The 22,111-nt window shown below is 59.3% G+C and carries 21 protein-coding genes; all 21 read right to left on the bottom strand.

Annotation, left to right across the window (positions count from 1 at the left end):
* Window positions 1-24: 24 nt before the first annotated feature.
* The 21 genes from dusB to hpt all read right to left on the bottom strand — a co-directional run bounded on the left by dusB (window position 25) and on the right by hpt (window position 22,072).
* Window positions 25-1,038 (bottom strand): tRNA dihydrouridine synthase DusB, encoded by a 1,014-nt coding sequence (gene dusB, locus AC06G8_RS00505; RefSeq protein ID WP_447665187.1) that lies wholly within the window; start codon window positions 1,036-1,038, stop codon window positions 25-27.
* Between the two features lie 15 nt (window positions 1,039-1,053).
* A complete protein-coding gene (locus AC06G8_RS00500) occupies window positions 1,054-1,275 on the bottom strand; it encodes a helix-turn-helix domain-containing protein (RefSeq protein ID WP_480284088.1) in 222 nt (73 codons plus the stop codon).
* Window positions 1,227-1,751: a 2-amino-4-hydroxy-6-hydroxymethyldihydropteridine diphosphokinase gene (gene folK / locus AC06G8_RS00495; protein ID WP_480284087.1), complete on the bottom strand. Its 525-nt coding sequence runs from the start codon at window positions 1,749-1,751 to the stop codon at window positions 1,227-1,229. The genes AC06G8_RS00500 and folK overlap by 49 nt, the downstream gene beginning before the upstream one ends.
* A 16-nt stretch (window positions 1,752-1,767) precedes the next feature.
* Complete coding sequence (gene folB / locus AC06G8_RS00490; RefSeq protein ID WP_480285359.1) at window positions 1,768-2,154, bottom strand: dihydroneopterin aldolase; 387 nt, start codon at window positions 2,152-2,154, stop codon at window positions 1,768-1,770.
* A 35-nt stretch (window positions 2,155-2,189) separates the two neighbouring features.
* The gene (folP, locus tag AC06G8_RS00485) at window positions 2,190-3,050 is read right to left on the bottom strand and encodes a dihydropteroate synthase (protein WP_480284086.1); all 861 of its coding nucleotides are present in this window, start codon (window positions 3,048-3,050) and stop codon (window positions 2,190-2,192) included.
* A 93-nt stretch (window positions 3,051-3,143) separates the two neighbouring features.
* Window positions 3,144-4,040, bottom strand: a complete 897-nt coding sequence (locus tag AC06G8_RS00480) for an aminotransferase class IV (protein ID WP_480284085.1) — start codon at window positions 4,038-4,040, stop codon at window positions 3,144-3,146.
* Window positions 4,037-4,612, bottom strand: a complete 576-nt coding sequence (pabA, locus tag AC06G8_RS00475; RefSeq protein WP_076360028.1) for an aminodeoxychorismate/anthranilate synthase component II — start codon at window positions 4,610-4,612, stop codon at window positions 4,037-4,039. The genes AC06G8_RS00480 and pabA overlap by 4 nt, the downstream gene beginning before the upstream one ends.
* 15 nt (window positions 4,613-4,627) lie before the next feature.
* Window positions 4,628-6,259: an anthranilate synthase component I family protein gene (locus tag AC06G8_RS00470; RefSeq protein ID WP_480284084.1), complete on the bottom strand. Its 1,632-nt coding sequence runs from the start codon at window positions 6,257-6,259 to the stop codon at window positions 4,628-4,630.
* Between the two features lie 282 nt (window positions 6,260-6,541).
* Window positions 6,542-7,483: a cysteine synthase A gene (gene cysK, locus AC06G8_RS00465; RefSeq protein ID WP_447665181.1), complete on the bottom strand. Its 942-nt coding sequence runs from the start codon at window positions 7,481-7,483 to the stop codon at window positions 6,542-6,544.
* Window positions 7,484-7,608: 125 nt separating this feature from the next.
* Window positions 7,609-8,571 (bottom strand): peptidylprolyl isomerase, encoded by a 963-nt coding sequence (locus AC06G8_RS00460; RefSeq protein WP_447665180.1) that lies wholly within the window; start codon window positions 8,569-8,571, stop codon window positions 7,609-7,611.
* A gap of 15 nt (window positions 8,572-8,586) precedes the next feature.
* Window positions 8,587-9,504: an Hsp33 family molecular chaperone HslO gene (hslO, locus tag AC06G8_RS00455; RefSeq protein WP_480284083.1), complete on the bottom strand. Its 918-nt coding sequence runs from the start codon at window positions 9,502-9,504 to the stop codon at window positions 8,587-8,589.
* A gap of 107 nt (window positions 9,505-9,611) precedes the next feature.
* On the bottom strand, window positions 9,612-10,388 hold the full coding sequence (locus tag AC06G8_RS00450; protein ID WP_076360020.1) for a type III pantothenate kinase: 777 nt from the start codon (window positions 10,386-10,388) through the stop codon (window positions 9,612-9,614).
* A gap of 3 nt (window positions 10,389-10,391) precedes the next feature.
* A complete protein-coding gene (gene nadC / locus AC06G8_RS00445; protein ID WP_447665177.1) occupies window positions 10,392-11,288 on the bottom strand; it encodes a carboxylating nicotinate-nucleotide diphosphorylase in 897 nt (298 codons plus the stop codon).
* Window positions 11,269-12,894 (bottom strand): L-aspartate oxidase, encoded by a 1,626-nt coding sequence (gene nadB / locus AC06G8_RS00440; protein WP_447665176.1) that lies wholly within the window; start codon window positions 12,892-12,894, stop codon window positions 11,269-11,271. The genes nadC and nadB overlap by 20 nt, the downstream gene beginning before the upstream one ends.
* Window positions 12,895-12,930: 36 nt before the next feature.
* Complete coding sequence (nadA, locus tag AC06G8_RS00435; RefSeq protein WP_480284082.1) at window positions 12,931-13,869, bottom strand: quinolinate synthase NadA; 939 nt, start codon at window positions 13,867-13,869, stop codon at window positions 12,931-12,933.
* A gap of 417 nt (window positions 13,870-14,286) precedes the next feature.
* Window positions 14,287-15,243, bottom strand: coding sequence for an ABC transporter permease (locus tag AC06G8_RS00430; protein WP_076360014.1), 957 nt, complete (start codon window positions 15,241-15,243; stop codon window positions 14,287-14,289).
* A complete protein-coding gene (locus AC06G8_RS00425; protein WP_076360012.1) occupies window positions 15,244-16,326 on the bottom strand; it encodes an ABC transporter permease in 1,083 nt (360 codons plus the stop codon).
* Window positions 16,327-16,342: 16 nt separating this feature from the next.
* A complete protein-coding gene (locus tag AC06G8_RS00420; RefSeq protein WP_480284081.1) occupies window positions 16,343-17,884 on the bottom strand; it encodes an ABC transporter ATP-binding protein in 1,542 nt (513 codons plus the stop codon).
* 80 nt (window positions 17,885-17,964) lie between these two features.
* On the bottom strand, window positions 17,965-19,056 hold the full coding sequence (locus AC06G8_RS00415; RefSeq protein ID WP_480284080.1) for a BMP family lipoprotein: 1,092 nt from the start codon (window positions 19,054-19,056) through the stop codon (window positions 17,965-17,967).
* A 329-nt stretch (window positions 19,057-19,385) separates the two neighbouring features.
* On the bottom strand, window positions 19,386-21,431 hold the full coding sequence (gene ftsH / locus AC06G8_RS00410; protein WP_480284079.1) for an ATP-dependent zinc metalloprotease FtsH: 2,046 nt from the start codon (window positions 21,429-21,431) through the stop codon (window positions 19,386-19,388).
* A 101-nt stretch (window positions 21,432-21,532) separates the two neighbouring features.
* Entirely contained in the window at window positions 21,533-22,072 is a 540-nt protein-coding gene (hpt, locus tag AC06G8_RS00405; RefSeq protein ID WP_021878939.1) for a hypoxanthine phosphoribosyltransferase, read from the bottom strand.
* Window positions 22,073-22,111 lie beyond the last annotated feature (39 nt).

The raw sequence follows: 22,111 nt of genomic DNA, 5'->3' as shown, positions 1-22,111 counted from the left end.
GACGCGGGCGGCAGTGCTATGGCTTCAGTTGACCGCTGCTTCCGGAACGGCCGGCGTCTGGGCATCCTGGCCGAGAGACCGGATATACTCGTTCAGGATATTGACCATCACATCGCGGCTCGTCTCTTCCATGATGCTGTCCTTGATGCGGGCAGCGCCCTTGAGGCCTTTGAGATACCAGGCCAGATGCTTGCGCATTTCCTTCACGGCCACGCCCTCGCCTTTGAGCGCGATCAGCCGATCCATGTGAAGGATGGCGATCTCCATCTTCTCTACGGCGTTCGGCTCCGGCAGCAGCTCGTCATGCGTAAGGTAATGAATCGTGCGGTAGAGCATCCATGGGTTGCCGAGCGCCGCGCGTCCGATCATGACGCCGTCGCAGCCGGTTTCGGCGATCATGCGCTTGGCGTCCTCGGGAGTGTTGACGTCGCCGTTGCCGATGACCGGAATGCTCACCGCTTCCTTGGCCTGCCGGATGTAGCTCCAGTCGGCATGGCCCGTATACAGCTGCTCCCGGGTGCGTCCGTGCACGCTGACGGCTTTGCCTCCGGCGCGTTCGACGGCGCGGGCATTTTCGACCACGAAGATATGGTCGCTGTCCCAGCCGATCCTCATCTTGACCGTAACCGGCTTGTCGACAGCGTCGACGACCGAGCTGACCATCTCGTAGATCTTGTCCGGATTGAGCAGCCAGCGGGCGCCTGCATCGCATTTGGTCACCTTCGGCACCGGACAGCCCATGTTGATGTCGATGATGTCCGCGTTCGTCTCCTTGTCGACGACTTTCGCCGCCTGAACCAGGGATTCGCGGTCTCCGCCGAAAATCTGCAGGCTGAGCGGCTTTTCGCGCTCATCCACGAACAGCATTTCGCGCGTGCGCTTGTTGCCGTGGACAATCGCCTTGTCGCTCACCATCTCCGCGCATACGAGCCCGGTGCCGAACTCTTTGGCGATGAGCCGGAATGCAGGGTTGCAGACGCCGGCCATGGGAGCGAGAACGACATTATTCTTCATTTCAATATTTCCGATTTTAAGCATAACCGTTCCTTCCTTCTATCGCAGACCGCCGCTCGTCACGGACGTCAATTCTTCATAGTCGATGCCGAGAGTGTCGGCGATCCGTCCCAGAAGCTTGGCTTCCGGCTTGCGCGTGCCGCGCTCGAGCGAGCCGAGCACCGCGACGGATACTTCCAGCTTGTCGGCCAGCTGCTGCTGGGTGAAGCCCTTCAACTTCCTAAAGGCGCGGATCCGCTGCGCCAGTTGATCGTATTCCATTGAGCAATGCCTTCCTTTCCATCCCGTAATGCCGCGACCGCCATCGACTCCGCCTTGGCCAGCAGAGGGTGGCCCGGTTCCAGCACTTCGGCCAGGGGAACCATCACGAACGCCCGCTCCTCCATTCTAGGATGAGGGAGCTGCAGCTCTTCCTTATCCATGAACACATCTTCATATAAAAGCAGATCCAAATCAATCGTTCTTGGGCCGTTGCGGATATCGCGGACCCGGCCAAGCCGGCGCTCGATGTCGAGCATCAGGCGCAGCAGCTCCAGAGGATCGAGGCGCGTCCGCAGAGAAGCCGCCATATTGAGGAACGCCGGCTGGTCGGCGTAACCGACCGGATCGGTCTCATACGCGGAGGATACCTCCTCCACCGCTACGCCTTCGCTGCCGTCAAGAAGCTTCAGCGCCTGCGCGAGCAGGTCCGCGCGTTTCCCTATATTGGAGCCGAGAGCGACATAAGCCCTGCTCATGTTCCCGGCAGTCCCGCTATGCGGGGACGATTTGTCCATGCTCATCCCGCTTTCGCACCAGTTCGACGACAACGCCGTCGAAGTGGATCTCGAACGGAGGATTCGGTTTCGTCACGCGAACGGTCAATTCAGTAATGCCAGTATACGTCTCGAGCAGTGCAGTTGCAATACGGCCCGCCAGCGCCTCGATCAGCTTCACGGGCGGCCCTTCCACGATTTTCTTGGTCACCGCGTGCAGGTCGGCATAGTTGATCGAATGCTCCAGCTCGTCGGTGCGGGCAGCCAGCTCAAGATCCAGCTTGAGAACGAGGTCGACATGGAAGTTCTGTCCCAGCCGGTTCTCCTCCGGAAATACGCCATGATAACCGAAAAACCGCATGCCGTTAAGTGTCATCTTGTCCATTGTCGGCCGGTCCATTCCTTTCTGTCCCACAGTATTCAGCGAGGACCGTAGACGATCGCGTCTGTCATCGCGCATGTTTTCCGGATCGCTTCGACATCGTGCACGCGCACGATCTGGCAGCCTTGAGCGATTCCAAGCGCTACCGTCGCTGCCGTCCCCTCGATCAGCTCTCCGGCCGGCAGTCCGAGCGTGTCCCGGATGAACCGTTTGCGCGAAGTGCCGAGCAGCACCGGGTAGCCCAGCTCCGCAAGCTCGGACAAGCTCCCCATCAACGCTATGTTGTCTTCATGGGTCTTGGCAAAACCGATGCCGGGATCGAGCCAGATGTTCTCCTCCGCCACGCCCGCCGCCCTGGCGATCTCGACGCTTCCCTCAAGGTCGGAAACGACATCCGGAACGAGATCCTCATAGTTCCTCTCCTGGCGGTTGTGGCTGATGATGACCGGGCAGCCGAACTCGGCGGCGGTATCCGCCATTCGGGAATCGAACCGCAGACCCCATATATCGTTGATGATATGCGCCCCGGCTTGAAGCGCCGCCCTTGCCGTCTCGAACTTGTACGTATCAATGGAAAGAGGCATCTCCGGCAGCTCCAGGCGCAGCCTCTCGATCAAGGGGACGACGCGCCGCAGCTCCTCCTCATGCGGAACAGGGGTGAAGCCGGGACGGGTGGATTCTCCCCCGACATCAATGATGTCCGCGCCCTCCCGCGCCATCTTCAGGGCGTGGCGCACCGCTTCATCCACCTGAGCATGGCGTCCGCCGTCGGAGAACGAATCCGGGGTCGCATTCAGGATGCCCATGATCAAGGTTCGCTCTCCAAGCTCGAGCTTGACGCCGCCTCCCAGTTCATAGCTCCGCTTCATAACCGTATGGCGCTTTCGTTGAAAATACATCGGATCCCTCCCAAATAGGTTGACGGTCAAGCTCGTTATGCTGCCGTATCAGCCAGTCAGGCTTCATCTGGATGGCTCTGCCGGATCCGCTCGTCAGGCATCGCCTGAACAGCCGCTCTGCGAGTCTGCGCGATACCGCTCGATCAATTGGCTGCATATCGGACCCGCCGCCGCTCCTCCACGTGGATGGGCGGGTTTCCCCGAACCGTCAGCCAGCAAGGTGACCGGAACCAGCTCCTGCACCGACCCGGTCGTCCAAACCTCGTCCGCCTCCAAAAGATCCTTCCACCGGTACAGCCCTTCCTCGACCGGCATCCCCGCTTCCCGCGCCAGCTCCATGACGCGGCCGCGCGTGATTCCGGGCAGGATCCCCGTCTCCAGGGAAGGCGTGCGGACGATGCCGCCCGATACGAAGAACAGATTGCTGACGATCCCCTCCGCCAGCCATCCATCGGCTGTAAGCATCAGCCCTTCGGATCCGGGTGAAGCTCCGGAGACCATCAGCTCCTGTTTGGCAACAATGCTGTTCATGTAATGCAACGACTTCATCCGAATGCCGAGCTCGGGCGTATTGCGCGTTGTCCGGAGCAGGCGAAGTTCGCGCCCCCGGACATATAGATCCGGAGACGAAGGCGGCAGATGCTTGACCATGACGATCTCCGAAGGCGAAGTGTAAGGACCGGCCGGCAAGCCAAGTCCTTCGTCGCCGGCGGACACCGTCATGCGGACATAGGCATCGCCGTCGATTGCTGCGGCAGCCATCAGCTCGCGGACCAGCCTGCGGATGGCAGCCGGCTCCGGCCGATAGGAGATCTGAAGACGCATGCAGCCGTCCTCCAGCCGCTGCAAATGCCGCTCCAGCAAGTACGGTTCGCCGCCATACGTGCGGAACGTCTCGAACAGTCCCATTCCATATAAAAATCCGTGATCGAAAACCGAGATGCGGACATCTTCGGAATCGGCCACGGATCCGTTATAACCAATCTTCATCGAACGGCCGTCTCCGACAGGAAATTGCGCAGCAGCGCCAATCCGTTCTCCGTAATGATGGATTCCGGATGGAACTGCACGCCTTCAACGGCATATTTCTTGTGCCGCAAGCCCATGATCTCGCCTTCGGCCGTCTCAGCCGTGATCTCCAGCTCGTCCGGCAGCGTCTCGCGCCGCACGATGAGGGAGTGGTAGCGGGTAGCGGTGAACGGCGACGGCAAGCCCCGGAATACGCCCCTTCCCTCGTGAAGGATCGGAGACGTCTTGCCGTGCATGAGCCGCTCCGCCCGCACCACTTCGCCTCCGAAGGCTTGTCCGATCGCCTGGTGCCCCAGGCAGACGCCGAAGATCGGAATCTCGCCCTTGAAGCGCTCGATCAGAGCGAGGCTGATGCCGGCTTCGTTCGGCGAGCAAGGTCCCGGAGAAATCAGGATGTGATCCGGAGCCAGCCGGGCGACCTCCTCCAGCGTAATCTCGTCATTGCGCTTCACGACGATCTCTTCGTTCAGCTCGCCCAGGTACTGCACGAGGTTGTACGTGAAGGAATCGTAATTGTCGAGTACGAGAATCATCTCGATAGCCCCCTGTCAGTTGGTGTCGGATGCCGGCGCGGCATCCGCGGCACGATGCAGCTCCGCGTATTGGAAAGCGCGCCACAGCGCTCTTGCCTTGCTGATGGATTCCTTATATTCCCGCTCGGGGTCGGAATCGATCACGATGCCGGCCCCGGCCTGGATATGCACTTGACCGTCCCGGACGGCCATCGTGCGGATAATAATATTAAATTCCATATCCCCGCTGTAGTCAATCCAGCCCATCGAGCCCGTATACGGACCGCGGCGGACCGGTTCCAGCTCCTCGATGATTTCCATCGTGCGGATTTTGGGCGCGCCGGTAATCGTTCCCCCGGGAAACACCCCGGAGATGACGTCGAATGCATCGAGCCCTTCGGCAAGGCGGCCTTCCACCTGGGAAGCCATATGCATGACATGGGAGTAGCGCTCCACCGCCATCAGCTCCTCCACGCGCACGCTGCCATAGCTCGACACGCGTCCGAGGTCGTTGCGTTCCAGGTCGACGAGCATGATATGCTCGGCGGTCTCCTTCTCGCTCGCTCTAAGCTCCCGCTCCATCGCTGCGTCCTCCTCCGGAGTGCGCCCGCGCCGCCTTGTTCCGGCGATCGGACGCGTGGCCAGCCGGCCGTCCTTCATCTCGACGAGCAGCTCCGGCGAGGCGGACACCAGCTGGAAGGCCGGCGTGCGCAGCAAGCCCATATAAGGAGAAGGATTGATGAGCCGAAGCCATTCATACAGCTCTTCCGGAGACGTCTCCGTCCGGCACTGCTGCCTGAGCGAGAGATTGACTTGAAAGACGTCGCCCGCCGCGATGTATTCCTGGATCCGGCGGACAGCATTCATATAGCGATCCTTGAGGAACGGGCTCGCGGCCCCTTCGGGCACATCCGCGAAAGGAGGGGCAGAGCCGTCCCGCTCCTGCGCCAGGAGCTGGCGGCGGGAATCGGCAAGCTCCGCTGCCGCACCGGATGCGGCGCTCCAGTCCGCCCATTCCCGAAGCATTTCTTCCGCCCGGATGACAGCCGCATCGTATGCAGCTCTTATGGCGCCTGCATCAGCTTGGCCGGCCAGCGGGACATGAACCGAAGCGTACAGCAGACGCTCCTGGTGGTCGACGATCCACAGCTCGTCCAGCCGCATGAACAGATAGTCCGGCAAGCCGAGATCGTCTTCGGCCAGCTCCGGGAGACGCTCGATGGAGCGGATGATGTCGTAGCTCCAGAACCCGCCGATGCCCCCGGTCCACGCCGGACCTTCTTCCGCAGGAAGCCTCGGCCCCTCCGATCCTCGCATCCATCGCCTGACCGCCTCCAGCGGAGCGGCCTCGAAACGCTCGACCAGCTCGTAATCTGCCGGCTCGCCATCCTCTCCGGTCCGAAGCCGGAGCTGTTCGGCATAACCGCCCTTGCCCTGCAGCAGCTCGGCGGGCCGCCGTCCCATATAGGTGTACCTTCCGCTTTTGCCGCTCTCCAGAACGATGGAGCAAGGCCCCGCCTCCAGCCACATCACTTCCCAGGATTCCGGCAGCAGGCTCTCCTCCGGCAGCGGCAGGCTGGCCAGCACCGGCAGAGTCGTGTACCTCTTCTCCCCGCCCAGCCAAGATTTCCACCGCTCCCAAGACGTGCATCCGATGATCTCTGCCATGGCCCCGCTTCCCCCGTTCATGCTTCGTCCTTTTCTCTATCGACTGATCGTATCCTTTTGATAGGGCAAAATCAAGCTGAAAAAGACCCCATTCCACCCTGATGGAAACCGCTCGCCTCCGAAAGCGCTTGCCATGGAAACACGGAACCCCTCCTCTGCGGGATGGCGTTTCCGGCCATGAAAAAACCGCCCCGCGCCATCGATAGAGATGGCGTCGGAACGGCTTGCCCTGCATGAAGCCTCTGCCTCCGATCGTCGGCGAGCCTTCGTGTTATCCGGAACCTAGTTCTCGAAGTTGAACAGCGGCGTGCTCAGGTAGCGCTCGCCGTTGCTCGGCACAACCGCGATGACGCGCTTGCCCGGGCCCAGCTTCTTGGCGACCTGCAGCGCTGCAGAGATGGCTGCGCCGGAGCTGATGCCGACGAGCAGGCCTTCTTCCTTGGCAGCGCGGCGCGCATACTCGAATGCTTCCTCGTTCTCGACCGTAATGACCTCATCGTAGATCTCGCGATCCAGGATATCCGGAATGAAGTTGGCGCCGATGCCCTGGATCTTGTGGCCGCCAGGCTTGCCGCCGGACAGCAGCGGCGATGCCGCAGGCTCGACCGCGACGATGTGGATGTTCGGGAAGCTCTTGCGCAGCACTTCGCCCGTGCCGCTGATCGTGCCGCCGGTACCGATGCCCGCTACGAACGCATCCAGCTTGCCGTCGTAGCCGTTGATCGCCTCGACGATCTCAGGTCCCGTCGTCTCGCGGTGGACCTTGACGTTGGCCGGGTTCTTGAACTGCTGCGGGATGAAGTAGTTCTCGTTCTCCTCCGCCAGCTGCTCCGCCTTCTTGACGGCGCCGTTCATTCCTTCCGCTCCAGGCGTCAGCACCAGCTCAGCGCCGTAAGCGCGAAGCAGGTTGCGGCGCTCAAGGCTCATCGTCTCCGGCATGACGAGCACGGAACGGTAGCCTTTGGCTGCAGCAACCATGGCCAGACCGATTCCTGTGTTGCCGCTCGTCGGTTCGACGATTGTCGTCACGCCCGGCTGGATCAGACCTTGCTCTTCCGCAACATTGATCATGCTGATGGCGATGCGGTCCTTGACGCTGGAGCCTGGATTCTGATATTCCAGCTTCACGTACACTTCGGCGCTTCCCTCCGGCACCAAGCGGTTCAAGCGGACAAGCGGCGTATCTCCGATCAGTTCGGTCACATTCTGCACAATTCTGGCCATAGTCAACTGCCTCCTCATCTATATTCCGACTAAAATAGTAGGTTATAACTGTTTCTATCTTAACAAGGCCTTTCGGCCCTTGTCAATAGAATCGCGGAGGACAGCATGACCGTATCGTCATTTCGCTATCCTTTGGTCGGTTCCGGTGTCGGATCGGGCAGCACCGTTGCCTGATATTGCTTGAGAAGCTTCTCTTCCCCATCCTTCAGGGACCCTGCTTCGTCCAGGGCGATCATGCGCTTGACCCGCTCGCGCATGGCGGCCTTGCCGGGGTCCGGAGGCGTGATCCGCTCCAGCAGCTCAATGACCGCATAACCTCCGGCCACCTCCACCGGCCCGGCGATGTCGCCGGGCTGCAGGCCGGCGGCCGCCTTGGCCGCCCCCGGGTCGAGGAATGGATCCCGCTCGTCGATCAGGCCGAGATCTCCACCGCTTGAAGCCGTTCCTTCATCCAGCGATTCCCGCTGCGCCAGCTCCTCGAAGTCGGCCCCCTGCTCCAGCTCATCCAACACCGCAGAGGCCTTGTCCGAATCCGCAAGCACGATCCAGCGGAGATGCAGGCGCGAGGAAGGGGAGAGCTCTGCCTGATGCTCCTTCATATAAGCGTCTACTTCCTTGTCCGGAACCTCGATGCCGCGCGTCATCCACTTTTCCAGAAGCAGGCGGTACATGGCGTCGCTCCATACGTCATCCCGGCTCATGCCGAGCTGCTCCTTCATTTCCCGGTAGAAGGCGTCCTCATCCTCGTAGCCTTCCATCTGGGAAGCCAGCTCCGACTGAATCTCTTCGGCCGTCACTTCCAGGCTCCCCTTGGCGCTCTCCTGGTCCAGCGCGCTGCGCAGCATCAGCATCCTCAGCACGCTGTCTCCGTACTGCTGCTTGAGATGCTCCACCCAGTCCGAATTCCGGATGGACTGGTCCCCGACGACAGCCGCTTCGCCGTCCGAGCCTCCGGCTCCCGCTCCAGGCATGTCGCCCGATGCGGGAGCCGACTCGGGAAGCTGCTGGAGGACAACGAAAACGGCGAGCACGATCATGCAGACCGCCTGCAAGCCGATGATTCCCTTGAGCATTTTGTCCTTGCCCATATCTCCAGTCTTCCCTTACCCGTTCTTGCCGGCGGTGGCTTCTTGGAGCAGCCTTTCCAGATGAGGCTTGTCGAACGTGTAGGCCTCGTTGCAGAAGTGGCAGACGACCTCCGCCGACCCTTCCTCTTCGATCAAGTTCCTCAGTTCGGCCTCGCCCATGCTGATCAGCGTCTGCTCCACCTTTTCCGGAGAGCATTGACAGACGAACTTCACGTCCATCGTCTCATGCACAGTAAGCTCGTCGCCGACGACCCACCGCAGAATTTCTTCCGGGGTCTCTCCCTGATCCAGAAGGGCCGTGACATGCGGCAGTCCGCCCAGAGCCGTCTCGAGCCGCTCGATCTCCTCATCGGTCAAGCCCGGCAGCAGCTGGAGAATGAAGCCTCCTGCATGCAGGACCCTTCCGTCCACGTCCACCAGCACGCCGACTCCGACCGCCGAAGGCGTCTGCTCGGAGGAAGCGAAGTAATAGGTGAAATCCTCGCCCAGCTCGCCGGAGACGATCGGAACGCTGCCGCGATAAGGCTCCTTGAGGCCTAGATCCTTGGTGACATGGACGAAGCCCGTCGTACCGACGACGCCTGCCACATCGAGCTTGCCGAGCGAATTGCTCGGCACATGCGCCTCCGGATTGTCGACATAACCGCGCACCTCGCCCTTGGCGTTGGCATCCACGACGATCTGGCCGATCGGACCGTCGCCTTTGACCTGAAGCGTCAGCTTCTCCTCGCCCTTGAGCATCATGCCCATCATCGACCCGATCGTCGCTGTGCGTCCCAGCGCTGCGGAAGCGGTCGGGTAGGTTCCGTGACGCCGCTGCAGCTCGCCGACCAGCTCGGTCGTGCGCGCCGCGAATACGCGGACTTTGCCGCCCCATGCCGTTCCCCGGACGAGATAGTCGCCCTCGCGGGCTCCTTCCTTGTAATCGCTCATCAATGAATCCCTCCTTGTCCTCCATTGGTTTCTTCATTGCCGTTGATGCTCAAGATTTCAGCCTATCTCACTTGCTCCTATTTAAATTTGCTCGTTCTCCGACTTTATTAACCATGCTGGTCCTGGTTGCGCTCATAAATGATGCGCAGCCCTTCGAGCGTGAGCAGCTGGTCCACCTTCTCGATCGTCTCCGATTCCGCCGCGATCATGTCGGCCAGGCCGCCCGTCGCGATGACGCGCGGGTCGGTTCCGAACTCCTGGCGGATCCGGCGAACGATGCCGTCCACCTGTCCGGCATAGCCGAAAATGATGCCGGCCTGCATCGAAGTCACCGGATTGCGGCCGATGACGCTGCGCGGCCGGACAAGCTCTATGCGCGGCAGCTTGGCCGCTTTCTGATAAAGCGCTTCCGTCGAGATGCCGATGCCCGGCACGATGGCGCCGCCCAGATAAGCGCCGCTCGGATCGATATAATCGAACGTCGTCGCCGTCCCGAAGTCGACGACGATGAGCGGCGAGCCGTATTTCTCGATTCCGGCGACAGAATTCACGATGCGGTCCGCACCGACCTCGCGCGGATTCTCGTACCGGATGTTGAGTCCCGTCTTGATGCCGGGACCGATGACGAGAGGGGAGTGCCGAAGGTAGTTGACCGACAGCTGCTCCAGCGTCCTCATGAGCGGCGGCACGACCGAGGAGACGACGACTCCGTCGATGGCATCGATGGAGATGCCGGCGAATTGGAAGAAGTTGTACACCATCATGCCGTACTCGTCGCTCGTCGCCGAGCGGTTGGTGCTCATGCGCCAGTGATGGAGCAGCTCCTGTCCGCGGTAGATGCCGAGCACGATGTTCGTATTGCCTACGTCAATGACGACAATCACGGATTACGACCTCCCCTTCTTGCCGCCCAGGTCGAGGCTGATATCGAGAGCTTCGAACGAATACGTGAGGGCGCCGACGGAAATGATGTCCACGCCGGTCTCGGCGATGGCCCGGATCGTTTCCAGCCGCACTCCGCCCGAGGCTTCCGTCCGGACATGAGGAGAACGGCTCTTGACAAGACGAACGGCCTCCGCCATAAGCTCCGGCTTCATATTGTCGAGCATGATGATGTCCGCGCCGCAATCAAGGGCTTCGCCGACCTGCTCCATCGATTCCGTCTCGACCTCGATCTTCATCGTGTGCGGGATGGCGGAACGGGACGCGGTCACGGCCGCCGTGATGCCGCCTGCTCCCTTGATATGGTTGTCCTTGATCATGACGGCGTCGTACAAGCCGAAGCGGTGATTGGCGCCGCCGCCGACGCGGACGGCGTACTTCTCCAGCATCCGGTGGCCCGGAGTCGTCTTGCGGGTGTCGACCAGACGTGTCGGAAGCCCGTCCAGAATGTCGACGAAGCGGCTCGTTTTGGTCGCGATGCCCGACAAGCGCTGCATCAGATTGAGCGCGAGGCGCTCGCCCGTCAGAATGCTGTGCGTGCTGCCTTCCACTTCCGCGATGACCGTGCCGGCCGTTACCCGGTCTCCGTCCTGTACATGAGCCGTGAAGGCAAGGGAGGGATCGACGACAGAGAAGACGGTCTGCGCGACGGGCAGGCCGGCGATAATCCCGTCCTCCTTGACGTGGATGACGGCTTTCATGTTGCTGCCAGCCGGAATAGTCGTGCGGGTCGTCACATCCCCGGTGCCGATATCCTCGGCCAACCAGCTCTGGATGCTGTCCCGAAGACTTTTATCATAACCGCCGAGGCCTAGGCCGGCCTCAAATCGCTGATCCATCATATACCGATTCCTCCGTAATGCCCTGCACTCGGTGCAGAACCGTATGTTTGCGCCAATTGCGGTCATCCCGCTGAGGATGATCCACCCGGTAATGCGCGCCGCGGCTTTCCTCGCGTGCAGCCGCGGACTCTGCAGTCAGCATGGAGATGGTCAGCAGATTGGCGAACTCGAAATCTTCCCATTTGGCCATGACCGACGAAAGGAACGGCAATTGCCTCTTCAGCTCGACAAGCCCTTTGGCCAGGCTGTCCGAGCTGCGGCGCAAGCCGACATAGCGGACCATGACCTTCTGCAGCTTGAGCCGCTTCTCCACGACCGCCTGTCTGGAGATGGCGCTATGCCCTTCCTTTTCTTCCCGTACATGAACCGCGCCCTCAAGCGGCGGCAGCTCCTCGATGCGGTGGATGATGCGGCGCCCGAACACGATCGCCTCCGACAGCGAGTTGCTCGCCAGCCGGTTCGCGCCATGCACGCCGGTCGAAGACACTTCGCCGCAGGCGAACAGGCGGGAGAGATTCGTCTCCCCGTTCAGATCCGTCTTGACGCCGCCCATCGTATAATGAGCCGCCGGAGCGACCGGAATCCAGTCCGTCGTCAGATCGAGGCCGTATTGCAGGCAGGTTTCGTAGATCGTCGGGAACCGGTGGCGAACCATCTCCTCCGACTCATGCGTCACGTCCAGATAGACGAATGTCGACCGCGTCTGCTCCAGCTCGCTGACGATGGCATTGGCCACGACGTCGCGCGGCGCCAGCTCCAGCTGCGGATGGTAGCGCTCCATGAAGCGGTCGCCGTGGATGTTGCGCAGAATCGCTCCTTCCCCGCGGACGGCCTCCGAGATGAGGAAGCGGGGCGCGCCTGGATAGCAAAGCGTCGTCGGATGGAACTGGATGAATTCCATGTCTCTTATGTAGGCTCCGGCACGGTAAGCCATCGCGACGCCGTCTCCGGTCGCCACTTCCGGATTGGTCGTATACCGGAACATCTGTCCCGTGCCGCCTGTGCACAGAATCGTCGCTTTGCCGCGCACGAATACCCGGCTGCCGTCCGGCTTCTGCACAAGGGCGCCGCAGCATTCATTGTCCCGCGTGATGAGGTCGATGGCGAAGTGGTCGTCCCATACTTCGATCCTCTCGGCGGACATCGCCTTCTCCGACAAGGCGCGGACGATCTCGAAGCCGGTCGCGTCGCCGTTGGCGTGCAGGATGCGCCGCTGGCTGTGCGCGCCCTCCTTCGTCAGGGCGAACTCCCCGTTCTCCAGATCGAATTGGGTGCCCATGCCGATCAGGCTGCGCACGCCCTTGGGCCCTTCATGCACCAGCACCTCCACAGCGTCGCGATCGCATAGGCCGGCGCCGGCCACGAGCGTATCCTCCAGATGGAAGTCGGGAGAATCCTCGTCGGAGATGACGGCGGCAATGCCCCCCTGCGCGTAGCGCGTGTTGCTGTCCATGAGCGATTTCTTGGTGATCATCAGGACCGAATTGCGTTCGCTGGCCCGTATAGCGGTAAAAAGACCGGCAATGCCGGCCCCGATGACGATGACATCCTTCTCCACGACAGGCAGCTCGTCGAGATTCAGATCGACTAAATATCTAGGTATCATAGGTGCAAGCTCCTCCGGACATGGGAGTAGCGCATGCTACTTCACCAGCAGCATGCGCTCCAGGGACAGACGCGCCTTCTCGGCAACGGCATCCGGCACATAGATTTGCGGAGACATATTTTCCAGGCAGCGCACAAGCTTCTTGAGGTTGTTGACCTTCATGTTGGGGCATACCAGGTATTTGGTCGCGAAATGGAACGTCTTGTCCGGGCTGTCCAGACGAAGCTGGTAGCCGGTGCCGTCCTCGGTTCCGACGATGAATTCCTTATTGGGCGATTCCTTGCAATATTTGATGATGGCCGTCGTGCTTCCGACAAAATCGCCGAGCTCGACGACTTCCGGACGGCATTCGGGATGGACGACAAATTCCGCGTTCGGGTATTTGGCCTTCATTTCCTCGACGTCCTTGACGGTCAGCATGTCATGGGTATTGCAGTAGCCTTCCCAGATGATCATCTTCTTGTCGGTCTTCTGCTGGACATAATGGCCCAGGTTCTTGTCCGGCACCCAGATGATCTCGTCGCTGTCGACCGAGTTGACGACCTTCACGGCGTTGGCCGACGTGCAGCAAATATCCGTCTCCGCCTTGATCTCGGCCGAAGAGTTGATATAGGTGACGACCTTCGCATTGGGATGCTGCGCCTTCAGCTTGCGCAGGCCCTCGACATTGACCATGTCGGCCATCGGGCAGCCGGCCCGCTCGTCGGGAATGATGACGGTCTTGCCCGGAGCCAGAATCTTGGCGCTCTCGCCCATGAAGTGGACGCCGCAGAATACGATCGTATCCGCGTCGGTTTCTGCCGCCTTTTGCGCCAGCAGGAACGAATCGCCCCGGAAATCGGCAACCTCTTGAATTTCATCCCTCTGATAATAGTGGGCGAGAATGATGGCGTTGCGTTCTTTCTTCAGCTGCAGCAGCCTCTCGCGCAGTTCCCGGTTCTGTTCCGCCTTGCGCTCCAGAGCCAAAGCTTCCACGTCGATCCATCTCCTTCAAAGTCCGTCACTGCCTTGCGTCGACGCAGGCGCGGACCCGTTATAGTATGCTCAACCATCCGGACATTCCATGCCGGATGCCCCTTTTAACTCGTGAAATGATTCACAATGTTGATAAGATGTGACGATTCAGTACCACCTAATTTACACCCCTGCTCCGAGGCTGTCAACCAAGGAATTTTGCTTGCGGAGCCGCGATTTTCAAGGATGACCGGCTGTCTGGAGCTTATAGGTCCCTTCGGTGAAAATGGGGGCAGAGAGCTCCATCGCTTCTGTGGCTGGAATCCTTTTTTTGACGCATGGCCAACATGGCAGTCCTCCTTTCTTTCTTGTTCTCTCCGTTTTCGAGGTTGTAAAAAAAGCCTCTTGCATATGAATGCAAGAGGCTGTGAGTCGATATTAACGCTTGCCGGGATCGTAAGGCTCTCCCGCCGCCGCCGGAGCACGGTTCTTGCCCGCCGCGAACGCGAGCAGCAGAAGCGTGAGCACGTAAGGCAGCATGTACAGGAACTCGTTCGGAATGGCCTTGGACCATTCGAACAGCTGGGCTTGGAACCGCAGAGCCTGGGCAAAGCCGAAGAACAAGGCCGCCCCTGCCGCGCCGATCGGATGCCAGCGCCCGAAGATGATCGCCGCGATCGCGATGAAGCCCTGGCCGCTGATCGTCGTGTGCGAGAAATCGTACGTCGTCGTCAGCGAGATCGCCGCGCCGCCGAGACCGGCGAACGCGCCGCTCAGCATGACGCCGATGTAGCGGTACTTTGTGACGCTGATGCCGACGGTGTCCGCCGCGCCCGGATGCTCGCCGACGGCGCGCAGGCGCAGGCCGAAGCGGGTCCGGTACAGGACGAACCAGCTCAGGAACACGAGCACGTAGCAGATGTACGTGGTCGGGTAGGCCTTGAACAGCGCTTCGCCGATGAACGGGATATCGGACAGGCCCGGAATGTTCCATTTGGTGAAGGCGATGCCGGTCAGGTTCTCCGACTGGCCCTGGCCGTCGAACAGGCTCTTGACCAGATAGATGGTCGCGCCCAGAGCAAGGATATTGATGACGACCCCGATAATGACCTGGTTGGCCTTCAGCGTGATGGAAGCCACCGCATGCAGCAGGGAGAAGATGACGCCGCAGACGACCGCCATGAGGAGGCCGAACCATGGCGAGCCGCCGCCGAAGCCCCATTCGCTGGAGAAATACGTGAACACGGCAGCGCTGAACGCGCCGACGATCATGAGGCCTTCAAGGCCGATGTTGACGACGCCGGAGCGTTCCGAGAAGATGCCGCCGAGCGCGGCCAGAATCAGGGCGGTCGAGAAGACCAGCGTCGTGTTGATCAGCTGAGCCAAAAGATCCATTTACGCCGCCCCCTTCTTTTCTTCCCGCCGTTTTTTGAAGAACGGCTTGAGGAACCATTTGACGATGCCGTGGCTGGCTACGAAGAAGATGACCGAGCCGATGACGATCCGGATGATTTCGTTCGGAACCTCAAGCTCGAAGTTCATGCCTTGCGAGCCGTAGCTGAGGAAGCCGAACAGAATCGCGCCGAACACGATGCCGAACGGGTTGTTGCCGCCGAGCAGGGAAACGGCGATGCCGTCGAATCCGTAGCCTGGCTGCGCGTTCATGACCGCCATGGACTTGAACACGCCGAGAATCTCGAAGGCGCCGCCGAGACCGGCGAAAGCGCCGGAGATCATCATCGCCTTGACGATGCTGCCCTTGACGTTGATACCCGCATAGAAAGCGGCATCCGCGTTGTGGCCGCTGGCGCGAAGCTCGTACCCTTGACGGGTCTTCCAAAGAATGTAGTAGAAAATGCCGGAGCAGAGCAGAGCGATGACCGTGCCCCAGTGGACGCGGGCATTGTCCATCAGAGCGGACAGCCAGTCGATGGATGCCGAAGCCGACGGCAGCACATCCTGGGAGCGGTTCTGCCCTTTCTCGATCATGACGACGCGAACCATGAAGTTCGCGAAGTAATAAGCGATCCAGTTCAGCATGATCGTCGAAATGACTTCGTTGATTCCGCGAGTCGCTTTGAGCCAGCCGGCAAGCCCCGACCAGATCGCGCCTGCGAGGCCGCCTGCCAGAACGGCCAGCGGAAGATGGATGAACCAAGGCAGATCGGTATTGATGCCGACCCATGTAGCGGCCGTCATCCCCATGATGAACTGGCCTTCCGCACCGATGTTGAATAATCCCGCGCGGAACGCGAACGCAACCGACAAGCCGGTGAAGATGAGCGGCGTAACCTGGCGGATGGCTTCGCCGAAGTCGTAGGTTGTCCCGAAAATTTTGACCAGCATGGCTTTATAGGCTTCGAAAGGGTTGAATCCGCCCATCCACATGACGATGGCGCCGACGATCAGGCCGAGAATAATGGCCAGAATCGGAACATAGGTGGACTGTTTCGTAAAGATTTGATTGAGACGCTGCATCCGTTGTCCTCCTGTCTCAGCCTGTATGGCCGGCGGCGGCTCCCATGGCGTTGCCCGCCATCATGAGTCCGATTTGCTCTTCGTTTTTCTCGTCCGCTTCCATCTGGCCCATGAACCGTCCCTCATAGATGACCGCAAGGCGGTCGGAGAGGCCGTACAGCTCCTCCAGCTCGAAGGAGACGAGAAGCACTGCCTTGCCTTCGTTGCGGGCTTCGATCAGCTGCTTGTGCACGAATTCGATGGCGCCGACGTCAAGACCGCGAGTCGGCTGCACGGCGATGATCAGCTCCGGATCGCGGGTAAGCTCCCGGGCGATGATCGCCTTCTGCTGGTTGCCGCCCGACAAGGAGCGGGCCTCCGTATGGATGCCGGACATCCGCACGTCGAACTGCTCGGAGAGCTTCTTGGCGTTCTGGTCCATCGCCTTGTAGTTCAATAAACCTTTGTGGGTAAAAGGCTCTTTGTAATAGTTGTTCAGCACCATATTCTCGCTGACGCTGAAGTCGAGCACGAGACCGTGCTTGTGCCTGTCCTCGGGAATATGCGATACGCCGGCTTCCGTCACCGTACGTACGGAGGTTCCCAGCAATTCCTTGCCGAGCACCTTTACCGAGCCGCCGCTTGCCTTGCGCATGCCGGTGATCGCCTCGACGAGCTGCGTCTGTCCGTTGCCGTCGACGCCGGCGATGCCGAACACTTCGCCTGCGCGGATGTCGAAGGTGACATGGTCGACGACCGGCTTGCCGTGCTCGCCCGGAACGACCAGATCCTTCACTTCCAGCACCGGCTTGCCCGGCTTGCTCTTCTGCTTGTCCACTTGGAAGCTGACCGAACGGCCAACCATCATTTCCGCCAGCTGGCGCTCGTTGGATTCCTTCACGGAAACGGTGCCGATGACCTTGCCGCGCCGGATGACGGTGCAGGTATCCGCAATCTCCATGATTTCCTTGAGCTTATGCGTGATGAGAATGATCGATTTTCCTTCGCGAGCCAGATTGCGCAGAATGACGATCAGCTCTTCGATCTCCTGAACGGTCAGAACGGCTGTAGGCTCGTCGAAGATGAGAATGTCCGCTCCGCGGTAAAGCGTCTTCAGAATTTCGACCCGCTGCTGCATGCCTACGGTAATATCCTCGATCTTTACGCGCGGATCCACTTTCAGGCCGTACTGCTCGGAAATCTGCTTCACGCGTTCATTGGCGCTTTTGATATCGATCGTAGCGCCTTTGGTAGGCTCGTTGCCCAAAATGATATTCTCCGCTACTGTAAAAGGCTTGACCAGCTTGAAGTGCTGATGGACCATGCCGATCCGCAGCTCGATCGCCTTGCCGGCACCGTCGATAACCACGGGACTGCCGTTGATTTCGATATGCCCCTCGTCTGGCTGATAGAGCCCGAAAAGGATATTCATGAGAGTCGACTTGCCGGCGCCGTTCTCTCCTAGAAGGGCGTGGATCTCTCCCTTTCCAAGCTGCAGGCTGATGTTGTCGTTCGCGACAATGCCGGGAAATCTCTTGGTGATTCCTTTCAGTTCTGCTACGATCGGCCTTTGCTCCATCCTTGCATCTCCTTCCCTTTTACGGCAAAAAGAACAAGGCCGGCTCTAGAGGCTGGCCTTGTCTTTGGGCTCGGACAATCTTACTTGCTTGGCGCGGTTGGTACCGTGATTTCTCCGCCCGTAATTTTCGCTTCGTACTCTTTTACTTTGGCCATTACGTCCTCAGGGACGTTAGGGTTGTTCTCAGGAAGGCCTACGCCGCCGTCTTTCAGGCTCAGCGTACGAGTCGATCCGCCTTCGAATTTGCCGTCGGCCAGATCTTTGGAAACCATTTCTACCGCTTGGTCAACGCGCTTGATCATGGAAGTCAGCGTGATGTCATTGCCGAAGTCGACGGATTGGTCTTTGTCGACGCCGATAACCCATACTTTTTGACCTTTGCTGACGCGCTCTTTGGCTTCGGTGAAGACGCCGTTGCCGCTGCCGCCTGCTGCATGGTAGATGATGTCGGCGCCATCGTTGTAGATCGTAGCTGCTGCCGCTTTGCCAAGGTCAGGCTTCGTGAAGTCGCCCACATAGCTGACTTTTACCGCAGCATCCGGGTTGACAGCTTTCACGCCAGCCGTGAAGCCAGCTTCGAATTTGCCGATCAGGTCCCCTTCTACGCCGCCGACGAAGCCGATTTTGTTCGTCTTGGTCGTCAGGCCCGCAACGACGCCGACGAGGAAGGAGCCTTCGTTCTCGGCGAACATGACAGATTCTACGTTAGGAGCGTCTACTACGGAGTCGATGCTCGCGAGCTTCGCATCCGGGTTTTGAGTGGCCACATTGGTCATCGCTTTATTCATCATGAAGCCGATGCCCCAAGTGAGGTCGTAGCCGCCTTTGATCAGCGTGTTCAGGTTAGGCTCGAAGTCGGCGTCGCCCTTCGATTCAAGAGCCTTTACTTTGATGCCGGTGTCTTTCTCGAGCTTCTGGAGGCCTTCCCAAGCGGATTGGTTGAAGGACTTGTCGTTGATGCCGCCGCCGTCCGTAACCATGCCGATCTTGAGCTTGGAGTAGTCGGCGTTGGAGCCGCCTGCACTCTCCGTATTGGCAGGTGTATTGGTACCCGCTGCTCCGCCCGCATTCTCGGAGTTGTTATTATTCTTCGAACCGCAACCGGAAACAACGAGCATCATAGCGAGCGCAGATACACTCAGCACTTGGAACGGCTTGCTTGTCCATTTCATCTGTGTATTTCTCCCCTGTCCTATACGTTTTGATTGGATATAGTTATTATAGCCTATAATCAATAAGAGTCAATGAGAAAATGTTATTAAAACTTACACGGTGAAAGCATTTACATCTGAATAATCCAAAGCATTTTCATTTTTCATGAAATAAATTGGATAAATATGACCTCTATTCATCTATAAAACTTACATAGCCCTTACAGAGGGAATTATTTCTACCCTGTTACCTTTCCCTCACCCTCGGATATTATACCGGACCGCCTGAGCATAAGCAACAGCCCTCATGCACAATTGTGCATGAGGGCTGCAAGGTTTCAATCGATAACTTAGACTTTGTCCGGACCGCTGCCGGTACCGTCTCCGCCGATGTCGGAGCCGCCTGTATTGGCGTCAGTAATGCTCTCGCCTGCAGACGATCCTTCGCCGGGATCGCGAGGCTGGATGCGGATCTTGACACCGCCGATCGTGTCGATCGTCGGCTCGCTGGAAGGTTCTTCGCCGCCTGCGTCGCCGCTGCCCGAACCGTCGCCGTTCTCGGAGCCGGTCTCGATCAGGTTGCGGATCTGCTCCAGGTCGAGCGTCTCGAGGCGAAGCAGCGTCTGAGCGATCAGATGCACTTCCTTGCTCTTCTCGGTAAGCAGCTGCTTCGCGCGGTTGTAGCTCTCGTTGATGAAGTTCTGCATCTCCTGGTCGATCTCGTAAGCGATCTTGTCGGAGTAGTTCTGCTCGTGGCCGATATCCCGTCCAAGGAATACTTGGCCTTGCGTGCTGCCGAACTGCATCGGGCCGAGCTTGTCGCTCATGCCGTATTCCATGACCATGCTGCGGACGATTCCGGTCGCTTGCTTGAAGTCGCTGTATGCACCGGTGCCGATTTCTCCGATGAACAGCTCTTCGGCTACGCGGCCGCCCAGCAAGCCGGTGATCTTGTCGAGCATTTCCTGCTTGGTGATGAGCATGCGGTCTTCCTTAGGAAGCATGATGACATAACCGCCGGCGCGTCCGCGAGGAATGATCGTGACCTTGTGCACCATGTCGGCATTCTCCAGGAAGTAGCCGATGATGGTGTGGCCCGCCTCGTGGTAAGCCACGATGCGCTTCTCGCGATCGCTGATGACGCGGCTCTTCTTCTCCGTGCCCACGATGACGCGGTCGATCGCTTCATCGACCTCGGTCATGCCGATATCCTTCTTGTTGCGTCTTGCGGCAAGCAATGCCGCTTCATTAAGAAGGTTCTCGAGATCGGCGCCGGTAAAGCCGGTCGTCCGCTTCGCGATGATCTCCAGCTTGACGTCCTTGTTGAGCGGCTTGTTCCGCGCATGGACTTTGAGGACGGCTTCGCGTCCTTTAACATCCGGACGGTCAACCGTGATCTGACGGTCGAAGCGGCCTGGACGAAGCAGCGCGGGATCCAGAATGTCCGGACGGTTGGTGGCAGCTACGATGATGATGCCTTCGTTGGCGCCGAAGCCGTCCATCTCGACGAGCAATTGGTTGAGCGTCTGCTCGCGCTCGTCATGTCCGCCGCCGAGGCCTGCGCCCCGCTGGCGTCCGACAGCATCGATCTCGTCGATGAAGATGATGCAAGGCGCGTTCTTCTTGGCGTTCTCGAACAGGTCGCGGACACGGGATGCGCCTACGCCGACGAACATCTCGACGAAGTCCGAGCCGGAGATGCTGAAGAAAGGAACTCCGGCTTCGCCTGCGACAGCGCGGGCCAGGAGCGTCTTGCCGGTACCCGGAGGGCCCACCAGCAGCACGCCTTTCGGAATGCGGGCGCCGACTGCGGCGAACTTGCGCGGATCCTTGAGGAATTCGACGACCTCGACGAGCTCTTGCTTCTCCTCGTCGGCGCCGGCGACGTCCTCGAACGTGACCCGCTTCTTCTCTTCGTTATACAGACGGGCTTTGCTCTTGCCAAAGTTCATGACCTTGCCGCCGCCGCCCTGTGCCTGATTGATCAGGAAGAAGAACAGGATGAAGATGATCACGAACGGAATGATGGAGGTCAGGAATGTAAGCCAGATGCTCTGGCCTTTCATTTTCTTGTACTCGATCGCGATTCCATTCTTCAAGGCTGTATCCGAAATCTGCTTGGAGGTGTATTCCTCCGCATTTGTGTAGGTGAAGAACTTGAGCGAATTGCTTTCAGACCCCGCTGGCGCTTTCTTGTATTCACCGGTCACCAGATACGTGTAACTGTCGAATTGAACCGTCAGCTTGTCGATATTGTCAGCCTGGAGCTGATGTTGGAACTCGTCGTAACGAATCTGGGTGCTGTTTTCGTCCTGATTGCTGATGAATTGGACAATTCCGACGGTTACCAGGAAAATAAGCAGGTAAAATCCAGTGTTCCGGATGATTCGATTCATCCCCTACCTCCTCTCAAGACGCTTCAAATATTTTACCATAGCCTGTCTGACCATCTCAACAGAACCCCGGTTCAGGGCAGGCAAGGGAAATCGCAAAGGGACTATTTGGTGTAGACTTCCGGTTTCAGGATGCCGATGTAAGGGAGATTGCGGTAGTATTCCGCATAGTCGAGGCCGTATCCGACGACGAAAGCATCCGGCAGCGTGAAGCCGGTATAGTCGGCATCGAGATCGACCGAGCGTCCCGACGGCTTGTCGAAGAGGGTGACGACCGTGACGGACTTGGCGTTGCGCCTCTCAAGCACGTCGATCAGATAGCTGAGCGTGAGCCCGCTGTCGATGATATCCTCCACGATCAGCACGTCGCGGCCTTCCACGGAAACGTCCAAATCCTTGATGATCTTGACGACCCCGGAGGATTTCGTTGAAGCTCCGTAGCTCGATACGGCCATGAAGTCCATTTCCAGAGGCACGCGTATTTCCTTAACCAGGTCCGCCATGAAGATAAACGCGCCCTTGAGCACACAGATGACAAGCGGATTGCGGCCTTCGTAATCGCCGGTCAGAATCTCTCCGAGCTCCTTGACCTTCCTCTGGATCTCTTCCTCGCTGTGCAGAATCTCTTGAATGTCGTTATGCAAGTTGTGTTCCTCCCGATGACCTTAATCCTATAATTATGA

The sequence above is a fragment of the Paenibacillus sp. SJS-P3 genome (assembly GCF_056711585.1).
Note: the sequence above shows the minus strand (reverse complement) of the source record. Positions and strands in the feature narration are given on the sequence as shown.